General features: G+C 73.6%; 12 protein-coding genes and 1 tRNA gene. 7 read left to right on the top strand and 6 right to left on the bottom strand.

The window, feature by feature from the left end; translation table 11 throughout:
- Positions 1–40: 40 nt before the first annotated feature.
- Positions 41–1294 carry an amidase family protein gene (locus ABD371_RS06885; RefSeq protein WP_344473834.1) on the bottom strand — a complete coding sequence of 418 codons (1254 nt, stop codon included), beginning with the start codon at positions 1292–1294 and terminating at the stop codon, positions 41–43.
- A gap of 107 nt (positions 1295–1401) precedes the next feature.
- Here ABD371_RS06885 and ABD371_RS06880 point away from each other — a divergent pair, with 107 nt between their 5' ends.
- The 3 genes from ABD371_RS06880 (at position 1402) to ABD371_RS06870 (ending at position 5346) form a co-directional block, all read left to right on the top strand.
- Positions 1402–2124, top strand: a complete 723-nt coding sequence (locus ABD371_RS06880) for an aspartate racemase/maleate isomerase family protein (RefSeq protein ID WP_344473832.1) — start codon at positions 1402–1404, stop codon at positions 2122–2124.
- Between the two features lie 162 nt (positions 2125–2286).
- Positions 2287–3399 (top strand): LLM class flavin-dependent oxidoreductase, encoded by a 1113-nt coding sequence (locus tag ABD371_RS06875; RefSeq protein WP_344473830.1) that lies wholly within the window; start codon positions 2287–2289, stop codon positions 3397–3399.
- 228 nt (positions 3400–3627) lie between these two features.
- Complete coding sequence (locus ABD371_RS06870; RefSeq protein WP_344473828.1) at positions 3628–5346, top strand: glycosyl hydrolase family 18 protein; 1719 nt, start codon at positions 3628–3630, stop codon at positions 5344–5346.
- Positions 5347–5516: 170 nt separating this feature from the next.
- On the opposite strand, the gene ABD371_RS06865 is transcribed toward ABD371_RS06870, so the two are convergent.
- Positions 5517–7319 (bottom strand): putative bifunctional diguanylate cyclase/phosphodiesterase, encoded by a 1803-nt coding sequence (locus tag ABD371_RS06865; protein WP_344473826.1) that lies wholly within the window; start codon positions 7317–7319, stop codon positions 5517–5519.
- 594 nt (positions 7320–7913) lie between these two features.
- Here ABD371_RS06865 and ABD371_RS06860 point away from each other — a divergent pair.
- On the top strand, positions 7914–9104 hold the full coding sequence (locus ABD371_RS06860; RefSeq protein WP_344474116.1) for a M6 family metalloprotease domain-containing protein: 1191 nt from the start codon (positions 7914–7916) through the stop codon (positions 9102–9104).
- A 60-nt stretch (positions 9105–9164) separates the two neighbouring features.
- On the opposite strand, the gene ABD371_RS06855 is transcribed toward ABD371_RS06860, so the two are convergent.
- The 4 genes from ABD371_RS06855 to ABD371_RS06840 form a co-directional block, all read right to left on the bottom strand.
- Positions 9165–9238: transfer RNA gene (locus ABD371_RS06855), tRNA-Lys, on the bottom strand.
- Entirely contained in the window at positions 9229–9864 is a 636-nt protein-coding gene (locus tag ABD371_RS06850; protein ID WP_344473824.1) for a bifunctional DNA primase/polymerase, read from the bottom strand. The genes ABD371_RS06855 and ABD371_RS06850 overlap by 10 nt, the downstream gene beginning before the upstream one ends.
- Before the next feature lie 184 nt (positions 9865–10048).
- On the bottom strand, positions 10049–10390 hold the full coding sequence (locus tag ABD371_RS06845; protein ID WP_344473822.1) for a hypothetical protein: 342 nt from the start codon (positions 10388–10390) through the stop codon (positions 10049–10051).
- Positions 10391–10531: 141 nt separating this feature from the next.
- Complete coding sequence (locus ABD371_RS06840; protein WP_344473820.1) at positions 10532–11131, bottom strand: histidine phosphatase family protein; 600 nt, start codon at positions 11129–11131, stop codon at positions 10532–10534.
- A 208-nt stretch (positions 11132–11339) separates the two neighbouring features.
- On the opposite strand from ABD371_RS06840, the gene ABD371_RS06835 reads away from it, so the two are divergent.
- From ABD371_RS06835 to ABD371_RS06825, 3 genes are read left to right on the top strand one after another with little or no spacing between them, the layout of a single operon-like run.
- Positions 11340–12278 (top strand): phosphatase PAP2 family protein, encoded by a 939-nt coding sequence (locus ABD371_RS06835; protein WP_344473818.1) that lies wholly within the window; start codon positions 11340–11342, stop codon positions 12276–12278.
- On the top strand, positions 12208–13371 hold the full coding sequence (locus ABD371_RS06830; protein ID WP_344473816.1) for a hypothetical protein: 1164 nt from the start codon (positions 12208–12210) through the stop codon (positions 13369–13371). Before ABD371_RS06835 ends, ABD371_RS06830 begins: the two co-directional genes overlap by 71 nt.
- Positions 13362–14948, top strand: coding sequence for a hypothetical protein (locus tag ABD371_RS06825; RefSeq protein ID WP_344473813.1), 1587 nt, complete (start codon positions 13362–13364; stop codon positions 14946–14948). The genes ABD371_RS06830 and ABD371_RS06825 overlap by 10 nt, the downstream gene beginning before the upstream one ends.
- Positions 14949–14952: the final 4 nt, after the last annotated feature.

Genomic DNA, 14952 nt, shown 5'->3' with positions numbered 1-14952 from the left:
GGCTTCGCGCCCCCCGGCGTACTACCGGCCCCCCGGCGTACTACCGGCCCGCCGTGCCCACCGCGCCCGCCGTCGCCCCCGCCTCGTACAGCGCGTGCGCCGCCCTCAGCACCAGCGCGTCCGCGTGCCGCGCGGCGATCAGCTGCACCCCGATCGGCAGCCCGTCCGCGTCCACCCCGCACGGCACGCTCGCGGCGGGCTGCCGGCTCATGTTGAAGGGGTACGCGAACGGCGGCCACCCGGCCCGGCCGCGCGGGCCCGGGGACGCCTCGGCGGCGGTGACCGGCACCGGCACGGTGGGGGTGACCAGCAGGTCGTACGAGGTGTGGAAGCGGTCCATCCGCCGCTCCAGCTCCGCCCGCGCCTCCTCGGCGGCCAGATACTCCACCGCGCTGATCCGCGCCCCCGCCGCCGCGATCTCCAGCAGCGCCGGGTCCAGCGAGCGCCGCCGCCCGGGGCCGAGCCGGTGCGCCAGCCGGGCCGCCGAGGCCGACCACAGCGTCCGGAACGCGTCCACCGGGTCGGCCATGTCCGGGTCCGCCTCCGTTATGTACGCGCCGAGGCCCGCCAGCGCGGTCACCGCTCCCCGTACCGCCGAGGCCACCGAGGGGTGCACCGCGACCTGGCCGCCGAAGGAGGGCGAGTAGGCGATGCGCAGCCCCTTGACACCGTCCTCCGTCTCTTGGCGGACCCGGCCCGGCCCGCTGATCACGTCGAGCATCAGCGCCGCGTCGGCGGCGTCCCGCGCCGTCGGCCCGACATGCGCGAGCGCCCCGAACGGGCCGGCGGGGAAGTGCGGCACCCGCCCGTAGGTCGGCTTGAGCCCGAGAACCCCGCTGAAGGAGGCCGCGACGCGGATCGCGCCGCCGCCGTCGGTCCCCAGCGAGAGCGGGACCGCGCCCAGGGCCACGGCCGCCGCGCCGTCCCGGGCCGGGGTGCGGGAGGGGCCGCGCGGGGCGGGCTCCCGGGCCGGGGTCCGGCCCACGAGGACCGCGCCGTGCTCCCGCAGCAGCACCGCCGAGGGGGCCTCCGCCCCGCCGCCCGCCCCGCCGCCCGTCCCCTCGTACGGCGCGGGCGGCTCCTCCACGGCCACCGGGACCCCGTCGAGCAGCCCCCGGGGCTCGCCGCGCTCCCAGCGTCCCGCCGAGGCCTCGGCCGCCGCGAGCGCGGCGTCCGGCCGCACGCTCCCGATCCGGTCCAGTGCCGCGCGGGTCGCGTCCACGGGGGTGAAGTCCCCGGCGGCGAAGCCGGAGAGGAGTCGGCGGGCGGTCAGCGCGGTCAGCGGGGCAGTCATGCCGGGGACGTACCCACGTTTCCCGCCGACCACGTTCGGGAACGGCTTTTCCGGCCACCCCGGGGACGCTCGGGACACCCCGCCGAAGACGAACAGGAAGGCTGGACATGACCACGGTCGGACTTCTCCACCCCGGGCACTCCGCCGAGGACGACTATCCGAGGCTGGAGGTGCTGCTGGACAGCGACATCAGGCTCGTGGTCGTCGACGCGGAGCCCCCCGGGGACTCCGAGGACTCCGAGGACTCCGGGGCGGCCGGGAGCGACGGCCGGCTCGCGGCCGGTGTCGAGGAGCTGCGGCTCGCGGGGGCCGAGTCAGTGGTGTGGACCGGTGTCGGCGGCAGCCCGCTCCAGGGCCCGGAGGAGGCGCACCGGCGGATCAGAAGCCTGGCCCGGGTGGCCGGGCTGCCCGCTTCGAGCACCTCGTTCGGCTTCGTCCACGCGGTACGGAGGCTGGGCGCGGCCAGGGTCGCGGTGGCCGCAGCGCACTCGGGGGAGGCCACCGCCCACTTCACCGAGTTCCTCAGGGCCTCGGGCGTCGAGGTGGCCACCCCGCCCCCGAGCGGCGGCCCCCGGGCGGAGGAGTACACCTCCTGGGGCCTCGCGGAGCTGCTGGAACTGGCGCGGGCGGCGGACCGCCCCGGCGCGGACGTCCTGCTGATCCCGGACCCGGCCCTGCACACGGTGGCCCATCTGCCGGAGCTGGAGGAAGCCGTCGGCAAACCGGTCCTCACCGCCCACCAGGTCACCGTCTGGGAGGGGCTCCGCCTCGCCGACCGCCGCGCCTGGGCCCTGCGCCTCGGCACGCTCTTCGCCAAACCGGAATCCTGACCCGCCGCGCCCGGGAGCCCCACCCGGGGTCTCCCGCAAGGCCGTTCGCCGCGCCGGCCCTTCCCGACGGCCCGTCCCGCCGGAACGGAGCGCCGGGAATAAACGGAGACTCCCTCCTGTCACTCCTGCTATACGTTGCCCATTCGCAGGAGGACAGAGCCCGTGCACCCGACAGCCCCCGGCGACACCCCCGACACCGTCGGCGGAGCGGCCCTCGGCACCGCCCCCACCCCGCTCTCCGTCCTCGACCTGGTCACCGTGGGCGCGGGCACCACCGCCACCGAGGCGCTGCGCACCAGCGTCCGCATCGCCCGCCTCGCCGAGTCGCGCGGCTTCCACCGCCACTGGGTGGCCGAGCACCACTCCATGCCGGGCGTGGCCTCCTCCTCGCCGGCCGTGATCCTGGCCCATCTCGCCGCCCACACCCGGCGCATCCGGCTGGGCTCCGGCGGGGTGATGCTCCCCAACCACGCGCCGCTGGCGATCGCCGAGCAGTTCGGCACCCTTCAGGCGCTGGCCCCGGGCCGGATCGACCTCGGGCTCGGCCGTGCCCCCGGCACCGACGGCGGGACCGCCGCCGCGCTGCGCCGGGGCGCTCAGGCGGACCCGGGCGCGGACGACTTCCCGCAGCAGCTGGCCGAGCTGACCCGCTTCCTGGACGACGACTTCCCCGACGGCCATCCGTACGCCCGGATCCACGCCGTCCCGGGGCCGGTGCAGGGCCCGGCCGCCCGGCCGTCGCTGTGGCTGCTCGGCTCCTCCGGCTACAGCGCCCGCCTCGCCGGGGTGCTGGGGCTGCCCTTCGCCTTCGCCCACCACTTCTCGGCGCGCAACACCGTCCCCGCGCTGGAGCTGTACCGGCAGTCCTTCCGGCCCTCGGCCGCGCTCTCGGCCCCGTACGCCCTGATCGGCGTCTCCGCGCTGGCGGCGGAGGACGAGCGGTCGGCCCGGCGGCAGGTGCTCGCGTCCTCGCTGTCGATGCTGCGGCTGCGGTCCGGCAGGCCGAGTCTGATCCCCTCCCCGGAGGAGGCCGAGGCACATCCCTTCACGGCGGCGGAGCGCGAGTTCTCCCAGAGCTGGATGGCCGATGTCGTCCACGGCACGCCGGACGCGGTGCGCGACGGGCTCGACCGTCTCCAGAAGCGCACGGGCGCGGACGAGCTGATCCTGACGGCCCCGGCACACGGCGGGGAGGAGCGGCTGCGTTCCTACGAACTGATCGCCGATGCTTACGAGTTGCCCCGAGAGGCGGCTTCCGAGGCGATTCATTCCTGAACGGTTCCTATGGCTTGTTCAACACACCCTTAACCGGTCCTTAAGCCGCTTGTCATGGAGATGGCAAGCGGCTTTTCTTATGCCTGAACGGCGTTGACGAGCGATTTCTCGCCGAGATTGGTCTAGTCCTTCATTGGTCGAGACCAATCACGACGGCCATCCGGTCGCCGGCCGTCTCCCCCCAACTCCTGTTTCAGGAGCCCCGTTTCCCCCACACGGAGGCTGCTCGTGAGCTCCCGCAGACCCTTGATCGCGGCCCTGACGACGGCGGCGCTCGCCGCCGGCACCCTGGCCGGGTTCGCCGCCACCAGCACGGCGAGCGAGTCCGCCACCGCGAACGCGGCGGCCACCGCCCCCGCGACCGGCGGCGTGAAGATCGCGTACTACGACCAGTGGAGCGTGTACGGCAACGCCTTCTACCCGAAGCACCTGGACACCCGCGGGATGGCGGGCAAGCTGGACATCATCAACTACTCGTTCGGCAACATCCACCCCACGGATCTGACCTGCTTCCAGGCGAACAAGGCCGCGGGTGACGACAACAACCCGAACGCCGGTGACGGCGCGGGCGACTCGTACGCCGACTACCAGCGCACCTTCTCCGCCGCCGACAGCGTCGACGGGGTCGCCGACCGCTGGGACCAGCCGATCGCGGGCGTCTTCAACCAGTTCAAGAAGCTGAAGGCCAAGCACCCCAAGCTGAAGATCAACATCTCGCTCGGCGGCTGGACCTTCTCCAAGTACTTCCACGACGCGGCGAAGACCGACGCCAGCCGCAAGAAGCTGGTGGCCTCCTGCATCAAGCAGTACCTCACCGGAGACCTGCCGGTCGCCGACGGCTACGGAGGCCCGGGCACCGCCGCCGGGATCTTCGACGGCATCGACATCGACTGGGAGTACCCGGGCTCGAACGGCGGCCACCTCGGCAACCACTACGGCCCCGAGGACAAGGCCAACTTCACCCTGCTGCTGGCCGAGTTCCGCAAGCAGCTCGACGCCTACGGCGCGGCCAACGGCGGTAAGAAGTACCTGCTGACGGCGGCCATGCCGGCCGGCCAGGACAAGATCAAGCACATCGAGACGGACAAGGTGGGCGCGTACCTCGACTACGCGAACATCATGACGTACGACATGCACGGATCCTGGCGCTCCCAGGGCCCGACGTACCACCAGTCGCCCCTGTACTCCCCGGCCTCCGACCCGACCGACCCGATCGCGCCGGGCAACGAGAAGTACTCGATCGACAACGCGATCGACGCCTGGATCGACGGCAAGCCCGCCTACGGCATCGCGGGCGGCTTCCCGGCGAAGAAGCTCACCCTCGGGTACGAGATGTACTACCGGGGCTGGAAGAACGTCCCGGCCGGGACCAAGAACGGCCTCGGCGGCTCCGCGAACGGCGGCAGCGCCCCGCGTCCGCTCAGCCAGCAGGCGGGCATCGCCAACTACAAGGAGCTCGGCGGCATCGTCGACAACCCGGCGACGACCTTCTGGGACGACGAGGCGAAGGCCGCGTACTTCTACAAGGACGGCGAGTTCTTCACCGGTCTGGACAAGCGGGCGATCCAGGCCCGCGCCGACTACGGTCACCAGCGCGGTCTGGGCGGAGCGATGCTCTACTCCCTGATCGGCCTGGACAACCAGACCACCCTGCTCAACGACATCGTCGCGGCGGTCGGCGCCTCCCCGGGCACCCCGGACCCGTCGCCGAGCAACCCCAACCCCTCGCCGAGCAACCCGAACCCGTCGCCCAGCAACCCCAATCCGTCTCCCTCGCAGCCGCTGCCCGGCTGCACGGCGCCGGCCTGGACCGCGAGCGGCACGTACAACACCAACGGGCTGGTCTCGCACAAGGGCCGCACCTGGAAGGCCGGCTGGTGGACCACGGGCGAAGAGCCCGGCACCACGGGCCAGTGGGGTGTCTGGCGCGACCAGGGCGCCTGCTGAGAATGAGCTGACACCCGGCCCGTGAAGGTCCCCGCCGACCGGCCCCACCCGGCCGGCGGGGACGGGCCACCGGACCACCGAGTCCCCCCACACTGCCGCCCCCGCCCGGAAGCCCACCACTTCCGGCCGGGGGCGGTATCCATTTCTCCCGCCCGTCCTCCGCGCGCGCCTCAGGCGGACAGCCGGGCACCGAGCAGCTCACCGATCCGGGCCGGGGCCACGGCCCGCGAGTACAGCCAGCCCTGCCCGGTGTCACAGCCGATCCGGCGCAGCCGGTCCGCCTGCCCGGCCGTCTCCACGCACTCGGCGGTGACGGTGAGCCCCAGCCGGTGGGCGAGCTGCACCATGGCCTCCACGATCGTCTCGTCGGCCGGATTGGGATGCGCCTCGTCCTGGAAGCCCCGGACGAAGGAACCGTCCAGCTTCAGCACCGAGACCGGGAGCCGGCTGAGGTAGGCCAGATTCGAATAACCGGTCCCGAAGTCGTCGATGGCGATCCGCACCCCCATGTCGCTGAGGGCCTGGAGCGCCTGGAGCGGCCGGCCCGCAGAGCCCATCACCGCCGACTCGGTCAGCTCCAGCTGGAGCAGCCCGGCCTCAAGACCGGTCTCCGCCAGGATCTCCGCCACGTCCGCCACCAGGTCCGAGTCCCAGACCTGCCGTACGGCGACATTGACGCTCATGAACAGCGGCGGCGACGTGGGATGGTCCCGCTGCCACTGCCGCGCCTGCCGGCAGGCCGTGCGCAGCACCCACCGGCCCAGCTGGACGATCGAGCCGTCCTCCTCGGCGATCCCGACGAACCGATTCGGCGCGAGACTCCCGAACTGCGGGTGCTCCCAGCGCACCAGGGCCTCCACGCCGAGCATCGTCCCGTCGGCGAGCCCCACCAGCGGCTGGTACTCCAGGGCGAACTCGCCGCGCTCCACGGCGGGCCGCAGGGTGGAGGCGAGCGCCTGGCGGGTCACCCGGTGGGCGTTGCGCTCCGGGTCGAAGAGGGTCCAGCGGGCCTTGCCGTCCTCCTTCGCCCAGTAGAGCGTGGTGTCCGCGGCCTGCATCAGCGCGGTGGCGGTGGTCCCGGCGACCGTGCGCTCGACCACGCCGATCGAGGCTGAGACCGAGAGCCGCTGGCCGTCGAGGTCGAACGGCCGCTGGAGCGCCTCCAGCACCGACCGGGCGACGTCGGCGAGCTGTTCCGTACCGGTGGAGTCCTCCACCAGCACCGCGAACTCGTCGCCGCCGAGCCGGGCCACCAGATGGCCGCCTTCGGCCTCGCGGTCGCCCCCGGCGCACTCCGAGAGCCGTCCGGCGACCGCGGCGAGCAGCCGGTCCCCGACCCGGTGGCCGAGGGTGTCGTTGATCGCCTTGAAGCCGTCCAGATCGAGGTAGCAGAGCCCGATCCGGCCGGTGGAGCCCTCGTCGTAGGCGGAGGACTCCAGCGCCGCCGTGAGCCGTTCGAAGAACAGCGTCCGATTGGGCAGCCGGGTCACCGCGTCGTGCATCTGGAGATGGCGCAGCCGGGCCCTCAGCGCGCGCCGGTCGCCGACGTCCGCGACGCAGAGCAGCACACTGCCGCTCTCGGGCAGCGGGGCGAGGGTGACCTCGGCCCAGAGCGCGCGCCCGTCGGGGTGTTTGAGCCGGCGGGTACAGCGGAAGCGGGAGCGCCGGCCGCGCAGCACCTCGCGGTACGCGTGCCAGATGCGGCGGTCCGAGGCGAGATCGATCAGCTCGGCCGCCGGACGGCCGCACAGCACCGCCGGAGCGGTGCCCAGCAGCGCGCCGAGCGCCGGGTTGGCGCTGAGGATCTGGCCCTTGTCGTCGACCAGGGCCATGGCGACATGGGCCGCGGCGAACGCGGCACGGTAGTCGCGCAGTTCGGAGATGGAACAGCCGTTACGCTCCGTGATCCGCTGCCGGGTCCGGCCGGGGGCTGCGACTCCCGTGGGCCCTGTTCCTTCGGAGGTTGCGCTCACCGCTCACTCCCGTAGTGCAGTTGTGTCGTGCAGGGGCGTACAGATGTGGTCGGGAAAGGTCGGGTACTTGGGCAAAGAGGTCGGGAAAGTGTGCCGATCATAGGGGCTGCTCCCAGCGCCGTACCAGCTCCGCCACATGGGTGGTGCCCGCTCAGGGGCCCGGTCGATCGTTTCTGCGCGGGTCTTTATCGAGGTCGGTGTCAGAGCGACCGGATGTGACATTCCGTGACCTCTCGGAGTGTCGGTCCATCTCGGCCGGATGACGGACTGGTCTCGGGAAGGTCACTCGACTGGGGCACCGGAACAGGACGTACACCAGGAAAACACCACAAGGTGGTCGAGGTGTCTCCCATTCCGCAGCCGGAGGTCTACGTGGAGGGTCAGCAGTCACCCGCGGGAACACCCGGGGGAGTGGAGCCCCTGGCTCCGGATACCGGCGACACGCCGGACCCGTACGACCCGTACGGTCCATCCGACCCGTACGGCCCGCCCGGCCTGTCCGGCGCTTCGGGCGCACCGCCCCCACCGGACCCACCGCACGATCCCCGGGGCCCCGGCGCGTCGGGCGGGGACGGCGGCGGCGAGCGCGGCCGGCTGCGCAGCGCGGCGGCGGCCCTGACCTCGCTGATGGCGATCGCCGCCACCTCCCTGGTGGCCGGACCCGCGGTGGCGAAGGCCTCCACCGCCCCCTGTCTGCTCTCGCGGACCGAGGCCCATCACTCCCTGGGCCTGGACACCTGGAACGCCGCCTACCCGCGCCCGCTCCGCGAGCTGGACGCGGTCATGATCTTCCTGTCCTTCCCGGACGCCGCCCCGAACCACTCCCCGGAGCTGCTGGCCGCCGACCACTTCCCCGCCACCAGCGAATTCTTCGAGCGCGCCTCCTACGGGAAGTTCCGGCTGCGCGCGCACCCGCAGCCCGACTGGGTGCGGATGCCGAAGGAGTCCACGGAGTACGGGATAAGCCGCGACTGGGAGCCCGAGCGGCGGGGCGCGTACCTCAGGGACGCCTTCGCCGCCGCCGACCGGCAGGTCGACTTCTCCCGTTACGACATCGTCTATCTGGTCGCCGACCCGGACGCGCCCGGAGTGGACTCCGACGCCACCAAGGTCGTCAACTTCGACCGGCCGCTGCGCGCGGACGGCGTCCCGATCAAGAGGGTGGTCACGGTCTTCGAGCGCCATCCGCCCGATCGCAATGTCCTCGCCCATGAGACCGGGCACGTCTTCGACCTGCCGGACCTCTACCACCGGCCCACGGACGGCAAGGGCGACTGGGACACCTATGTCGGCGACTGGGACGTGATGGGCAGCCAGTTCGGGATGGCCCCCGATCTCTTCGGCTGGCACAAGTGGAAGCTGGGTTGGCTGGACGGGCGGGCCGTGCGCTGTGTCACAGGACCGGAGCTGATCACCCTGGAGCCGATCTCCGCGCCCGCGCCCGGCGGCGGTCTCGGCACCCGACTGGCGGTGGTGCGCACCGGGGAGGGCACCGCGATCGCCATCGAGGCGCGCGGCGCGTCGGGCAATGACGAGTCGCTCTGCACCGAGGGGGTGCTGCTGTACCGGGTGCAGTCGGACACCGCGTCCGGCGGCGGGCCCATCGAGGTGATCGACACTCATCCGGAGAGCGAGGCGTGCTGGGACCAGTCGGTCTATCCGGAGCTGGCGGACGCGCCGCTGGGGGTGGGGGAGACCTACACCCTGCCCGAGGAGCGGACCCGGGTGGAGGTCTCCGACCGCACCGGTTCGGGCTCCTGGACGGTCAAGATCACCACGGCGTAGCAGGAGTGTCGGGGGACACGAAAGAGCCCCTCGGCAATGCCGAGGGGCTCTTTCCGTCTGTGCGCCGCCAGGGACTCGAACCCCGGACCCGCTGATTAAGAGTCAGCTGCTCTAACCAACTGAGCTAGCGGCGCCTGCTGACGTCGTAGACCTTAGCACCCTGGTCGGGACGGTGAAAAATCGATATGCGCACATCCGGGGCGGCGAGGGCCCTGGCCGCCCGGACACAGGCCCAGAGCAGCACCTCGGGGCCCGGCAGCCAGGGGTGCCGGGCCCCCGGGGCCACCACCCAGCGCGAGCCGGACCCGGGCCCGCCGGTCTCCTCCAGGGGCGGCACGGTCACCGCGTCACCGGTGCCGTGGCAGAGCAGCGGCGGCACCGCGCCGCCCCACTCCTCCCACCGCAGCAGCGCGGGCAGCCGGCCCGCCGAGCCCGGTGTGGCGAAGATCAGCATCCGTCCCCGGTGGGCGGCGACGGGGCCGGAGCCGGGGCCCTCCTCCCGGAGCCGGTCCAGCAGCTGCCGGCCGAAGACCGCCGGCACATTGACGACGTCGAAGACCGAGCCGCAGGGCAGTACGGCGGGCTCGGTCGGTCTGGCCTCCCAGAGGGCCAGCACCGAGCGCGGGTACGCCCCGGCCGAGGCGAGCCAGTCGGCCCCCGGGCCGCAGACCCGGGAGACCTCCCGCTCGATCGTGTCGTCGGCCGGGGGTCGGAGGTCGGTCCGGCGGTCCTTGTCGGTGTCGCGCAGCCATCCGCTCATGCCTCAGGTCTACCCGGAGTGACAGAGCGGTCGCCCAGTGTCGGCGAAAACGGGGACAGGGGCGAGCGCGGAGCGGTATCGTGCGCCCCGCATATGCCAGGTGCTTCGGTCCGGTCAGCTGATCGGTCTGTCCGCCAGTCCGCCGGTCAGTCCGGTCGACCGGTCCGCCGGCCGGTCGATCGGCCTACTGGTTCGGCCCGTCCCTGAGCAGGCTCCGGCCGAACTCGATCATCTTCCGGGCGTAGTCCTCGGTCCACCCGGCCCGGTCGGCCACATCCCCCGGGGTGAGCCGGTCGAACCGCCGCGGATCGGCGAGCTGCGCGGCGGCCATCGCCTGGAACTCCACGGCCCGGTCGGCGGCGGCGCGGAAGGCCAGCGCCAGCTCGGTCGAGCGGGCGAGCAGCTCACGCGGGTCGGCCATCGACTCCAGGTCGAAGAAGTGCTCCGGATCGGCGACGGCCTCCGAAGGCTCGAAGAGCAGGGGCGCGGGCCGCGTCCTGCGAGCCGGCTGCTGGGGTTCCGCCATGTGCTGCTTCCTCCTCGCACGGGGAGCCGGGTGATCCGGACCGCCCTCCATTGTCCAGGGCGGCGCAAGAGGGCGGAGCCGGGCGAAGGGTCCCCCGGGGCCTGTCCCGGCCCTGCCCCGGACCGGCCCCCGCCCTTCCGGTCAGCCCTCCAGATGGCCGGCGTCGTTCCAGCGGTCCACCGCCGGAGCGCCGTACGCCCACCCCAGGACCGACAGCGAGGCCGGATCCAGCTTCAGCCGGGCCGCGAACGCCGGGTCCAGCCCGAGCCACCGGGACGCCAGCACCCGCAGGATGTGACCGTGCGCGAAGACCAGCACGTCCCGGTCGGCGGAGCGCGCCCACTCCACGACCTCGTCCGCCCGCGCCGAGACCTCGGCGAGCGCCTCGCCGTCGCGCACCCCGTCCCGCCAGATGACCCAGTCCGGACCGGCGATCTCACGGATCTGGGGCGGGGTCAGCCCCTCGTACGCCCCGTAGTCCCACTCCATCAGCGCGTCCCAGTCGGCCGCCCGGTCGCCGAACCCCGCCAGCTCACAGGTCTCCGAGGCGCGCACCAGCGGAGAGGTGCGCACCTCCACCCCCTCCAGCGAGGCCCAGGGTGACCGCCGCAGCCGCTCTCCCAGCAGCTTCGCCCCGCGCCGGCCCTCCTCCAGCAGGGGAAGATCGGTCCGACCGGTGTGGCGGCCGGAGAGGGACCATTCGGTCTGACCATGCCGGACGAGCAGGATCCGCGGTGCCATATCACGGCCTCCGTAGGTAATAAGCGCTGGTGATGGCGTTCCATCATCGCTCAAACATCATCGACGCAACCTTCGGGGCGATCTTCGCGTCTCTGGGGAGGCCCGGCCCCGCACCCAGCACCGTCACCCGACACCGTACGGTTGTCCGATGGCCGCCGACCCACGGAACGCCGGGCCATCGGAGACCACACAGGGAGAGAACGCTCGGATGCCGTACCTCGGACCCGGTCATCGGCCCCGTTGGTGGACCGAACTGACGCTGATAGCGGTCGTCTACATCGCCTATTCGGCGGGCCGGCTGCTGGCCCGGGGGGACGTGAACACCGCCGTCGACAACGGCCTCGCGATACTCCGGGCCGAGAAGGCACTCCTCCTCGACGCCGAGACCCCGCTGAACAAGCTCTTCACCGAGGTCCCCGCGATCGGCATCCCCGCGGACTTCCTCTACGCCTCGCTCCACTACCTCGTCACCCCCGCCGTCCTCGTCTGGCTCTTCCGCCGCCGCCCCGCCCGCTACCGCGTGGCCCGCACCTGGCTGATGCTCTCCACCCTGCTCGGCCTCGTCGGCTTCGTCCTCATGCCGACCTGCCCCCCGAGACTCCTCGACGCCGCCCACGGCTTCGTCGACACCATGGCGCAGTACAGCTCCTACGGCTGGTGGGGCGCGGAGGCCAGCGCGCCGCGCGGCATGGGCGGACTGACCAACCAGTACGCGGCGATGCCGAGCCTCCACGTCGGCTGGGCCGTGTGGTGCGGAGTGATCCTCTGGCGGTACGGCCGGAAGACGCCGCTGCTGCGGACGCTCGCCGTCGGCTACCCCGTGATCACCGTGATCGTCGTCATGGGCACCGCCAACCACTACCTCCTCGACGCCGTCGCGGGAGTCGCCGTCATGGCCGCCGGAGCACTCCTCGCCAAGCCCGCGACCCGCCTCGCCGACCGGGTGCTCGCACGGCTCTCCCCGGCCGCGGCCACGGCCCCTGCCACGGCTTCCGCCACGAGCACCACACCCCCCTCACCGGCCTCTTCGAGTGGTCGCCCCCCGATTGTCAGTGGCGGATGCCACACTTCCCCGGGTGAGCGAATCCCTGGACAGCGGACCACCTCCGCAGGCGCCGACGACACCACCGCGGCAGCGGCTCGCTGAGCTGAGAGGCCCCGCCGCCCGCCCGCGTCCGCTCGACGCCCGGGCGCTGGCCGCCCTCGCCGCCAACCCCGGCTGCGACCGCCGCGCCCTGCTCGACGGCGCGGGGGTCGACAAGGCCGCGCTCGCCACCGCCCTCGGCTCGCCCGCCCCCTTCGGCCAGTCCCAGTTCGCCTTCATGCGGGGCAATGCCTTCGAGGCCAGAGTCACCTCCGACGGCGGCGCGGAGCTGATGCGCCTCATCGGCGCGGAGGGCCCCACCGGATTCGCCCTCCCCGACCTCGCCGCCGCCGGCCCCGAGGGCCGCACCGCGCGCACCGCGCTGGCACTGCGCCAGGCCACCGCCGACGGGGTCTGGACCCTGCTGCGCCACCCCCTGCTCGCCCTGGAGGTCGCCGGCGCCCCCGCCTATCTGGAGCCCGACGCCGTCGTGGTCCACCCCGACGGCCGCTGGACCGTCGTCGAGATCAAGTCCTTCCCGATGATCGACGCCTCCGCCGACGCCGCGAAGGTCGGGGCCGCCGCCCGCCAGGCCGCCGTCTACGTCCTGGCGCTGGAGCGGATCGCCGCCCACACCGCCGGCGCGAGCGTCGCCGAGAGCGTGCTGCTGGTCTGCCCCAAGGACTTCTCCAACCTCCCCACCGCCTCCGCCGTCGACGTCCGCAAACAGCTCTCCGTCACCCGCCGCCAGCTCGCCCGGCTGACCCGCGTCGAGGACATCGCCACCGCGCTCCCCGCCGGTCTCACCTTCGACCCCGAGCGCCCCGCCGACGAGCTCCGGGCCGCCGTGGCAGCCGTCCCCGCGGCCTACGCCCCCGACTGCCTCGCCGCCTGCGAGCTGGCCTTCCACTGCCGGGACCGGGCCCGCCGGGCCGGCGCGGTCGAGACGCTCGGCCGCTCCGTCCGGGGCGAGCTGGGCGGCCTGCGGACCGTCGGCGACGTCCTCGCTGCCGCCCGGGGCACCGCGGGCGACCCCGACGACCCGGCCGTCGCCGCGCTGCGCCGGGCCGCCGCCCTGCGCGCCGAGGCCCTGGCCTCGCTCCCGGCGGCCCGCACCGCCCCCGACGAGCTGCCGGAGGCCGCCGGATGTCACTGATCTCCACCCTCGCCCGGCTGGAGGCCGTCGAGTCCGGCCGGGCCCACCCCCTGACCACCGTCCGCCACCGCCATCTGAGCGACCGCCCCCTGGTCCTCGTCCCGCTCACCACCGCGGGCGAGGCCGGAGCCCCGCTGGGCGCGCTCGTCGGCACCGACCCCGAGCGGCCCCGGCTGCTCACCGTCGCCCAGCCCCGCGACCGCGAACTGCGCTTCGCCTTCCTCGCCGAGCTGGCCGAAGCCGTCCTGCCCCATCTCGACGGCTACACCGACGACATCGAGCTGGTCGAGCGCAACGAGACCGACCCGGCCACCGGCAAGCGGGTCAAGGCCCAGGCGGAGCTGTGCGCCGACGCCCCCCAGCTGATCGTCCCCGGCCGCGCCGCCGTCGACTTCGTCCGCCTCCTCGGCCGCTCCATGCGCTTCCGCCGCACCTCCGAGCAGGACCCCGAGACGCCCTACCCCGCCCCGCCCCACGTACCGCTGCTCGGCCGCTGGCTCACCCACTACGGCGAGCGCGCCCGGGTCCCCGGCTCCTCCCTGCTGCTCGCCGCGACCGACCTCCTCAACCGCCACTGGGCGACCGGCCAGTCCTCCCTGGAGGACCAGCACCTCGGCGCGCTGCTCGCCTGGATCGACCCGCCCGACGGCGGCTCGGGGGCCGAGGCCGCGCTCCGCGCCGAGCTGGGCCGCGACGCCCGGGGACAGCTGCTGGTCCCCCCGGCCGGCCCGGCCACCGACCCGGCCTTCGACAACCGGCTGCTCGCCCCCGCCGTGGAGGCGTACGACCGGGTGCGCCTGGCGCTCGCCGCCGCCGGCGAGGGGGCCGAGGCGGACGGCTGGCTGGGCCAGCTCTCCCTCGCCGAGCGGGAGATCCGCCGACTGCTCCGTACCCAGCTGGAGCCCACCTGGCACGCGGTGTGGCGCTCCCTGGAGCTGCTGAACGAACTGCCCGAGGGCCCCAGGGCCACCGAGCGCTGGACCCGCGACCGCTGGTCCTTCACCGCCCACCGCGACCGGGTGCGGGCCGGCGAGCCGCCCCAGCCCCGCCGCGACGACGCGGTGACCGCCGCCCGCAAGCTCGCCGCCCGCGAGAGCGCCCAGACCCAGCTGGACGCCCAGGAGGCGCTGGACGACCCGCTGGTGCTGGCCGGGCGCAGACTCTCGGGCGAGGCGTTCACCGGCGAGGTCATCGAGGTGACGATGGCCTGGTCCGAGTCGAGGCGGCCCGCCCCGCGCCCGCTGGTCGTCCTGCGCACCGACGACCGCCCCCACCTCGGCGAGGGCGTCAAGGTGTACCGCTCGCTCGACGGCAAACCCCAGACCGCCGAGTTCGTCCGCCACGAGGCCGACGACCTCCTCGTACTGCGGCTCACCGACCGGATGGGCCGCGCCAAGGACCCGGCCGAGGGGACGGTGCCGGTCAAGGGCGACCGGCTCGCCTGGACCCTCTTCGAACACGACCAGAGAGGCGGGCCCAGGCTCCCGGAGCCGGAGGAGACGCCGTGGACGCACGGCGGCCCGCCCGGCACCGACGCCGAGGCCCCCGACCCGGTGACCCCGGAGGACATCCTGTGACCGT

Source organism: Streptomyces amakusaensis, from assembly GCF_039532665.1.
Taxonomy (GTDB): domain Bacteria; phylum Actinomycetota; class Actinomycetes; order Streptomycetales; family Streptomycetaceae; genus Streptomyces; species Streptomyces amakusaensis.
This window is presented reverse-complemented; position numbering and strand designations above follow the sequence as displayed.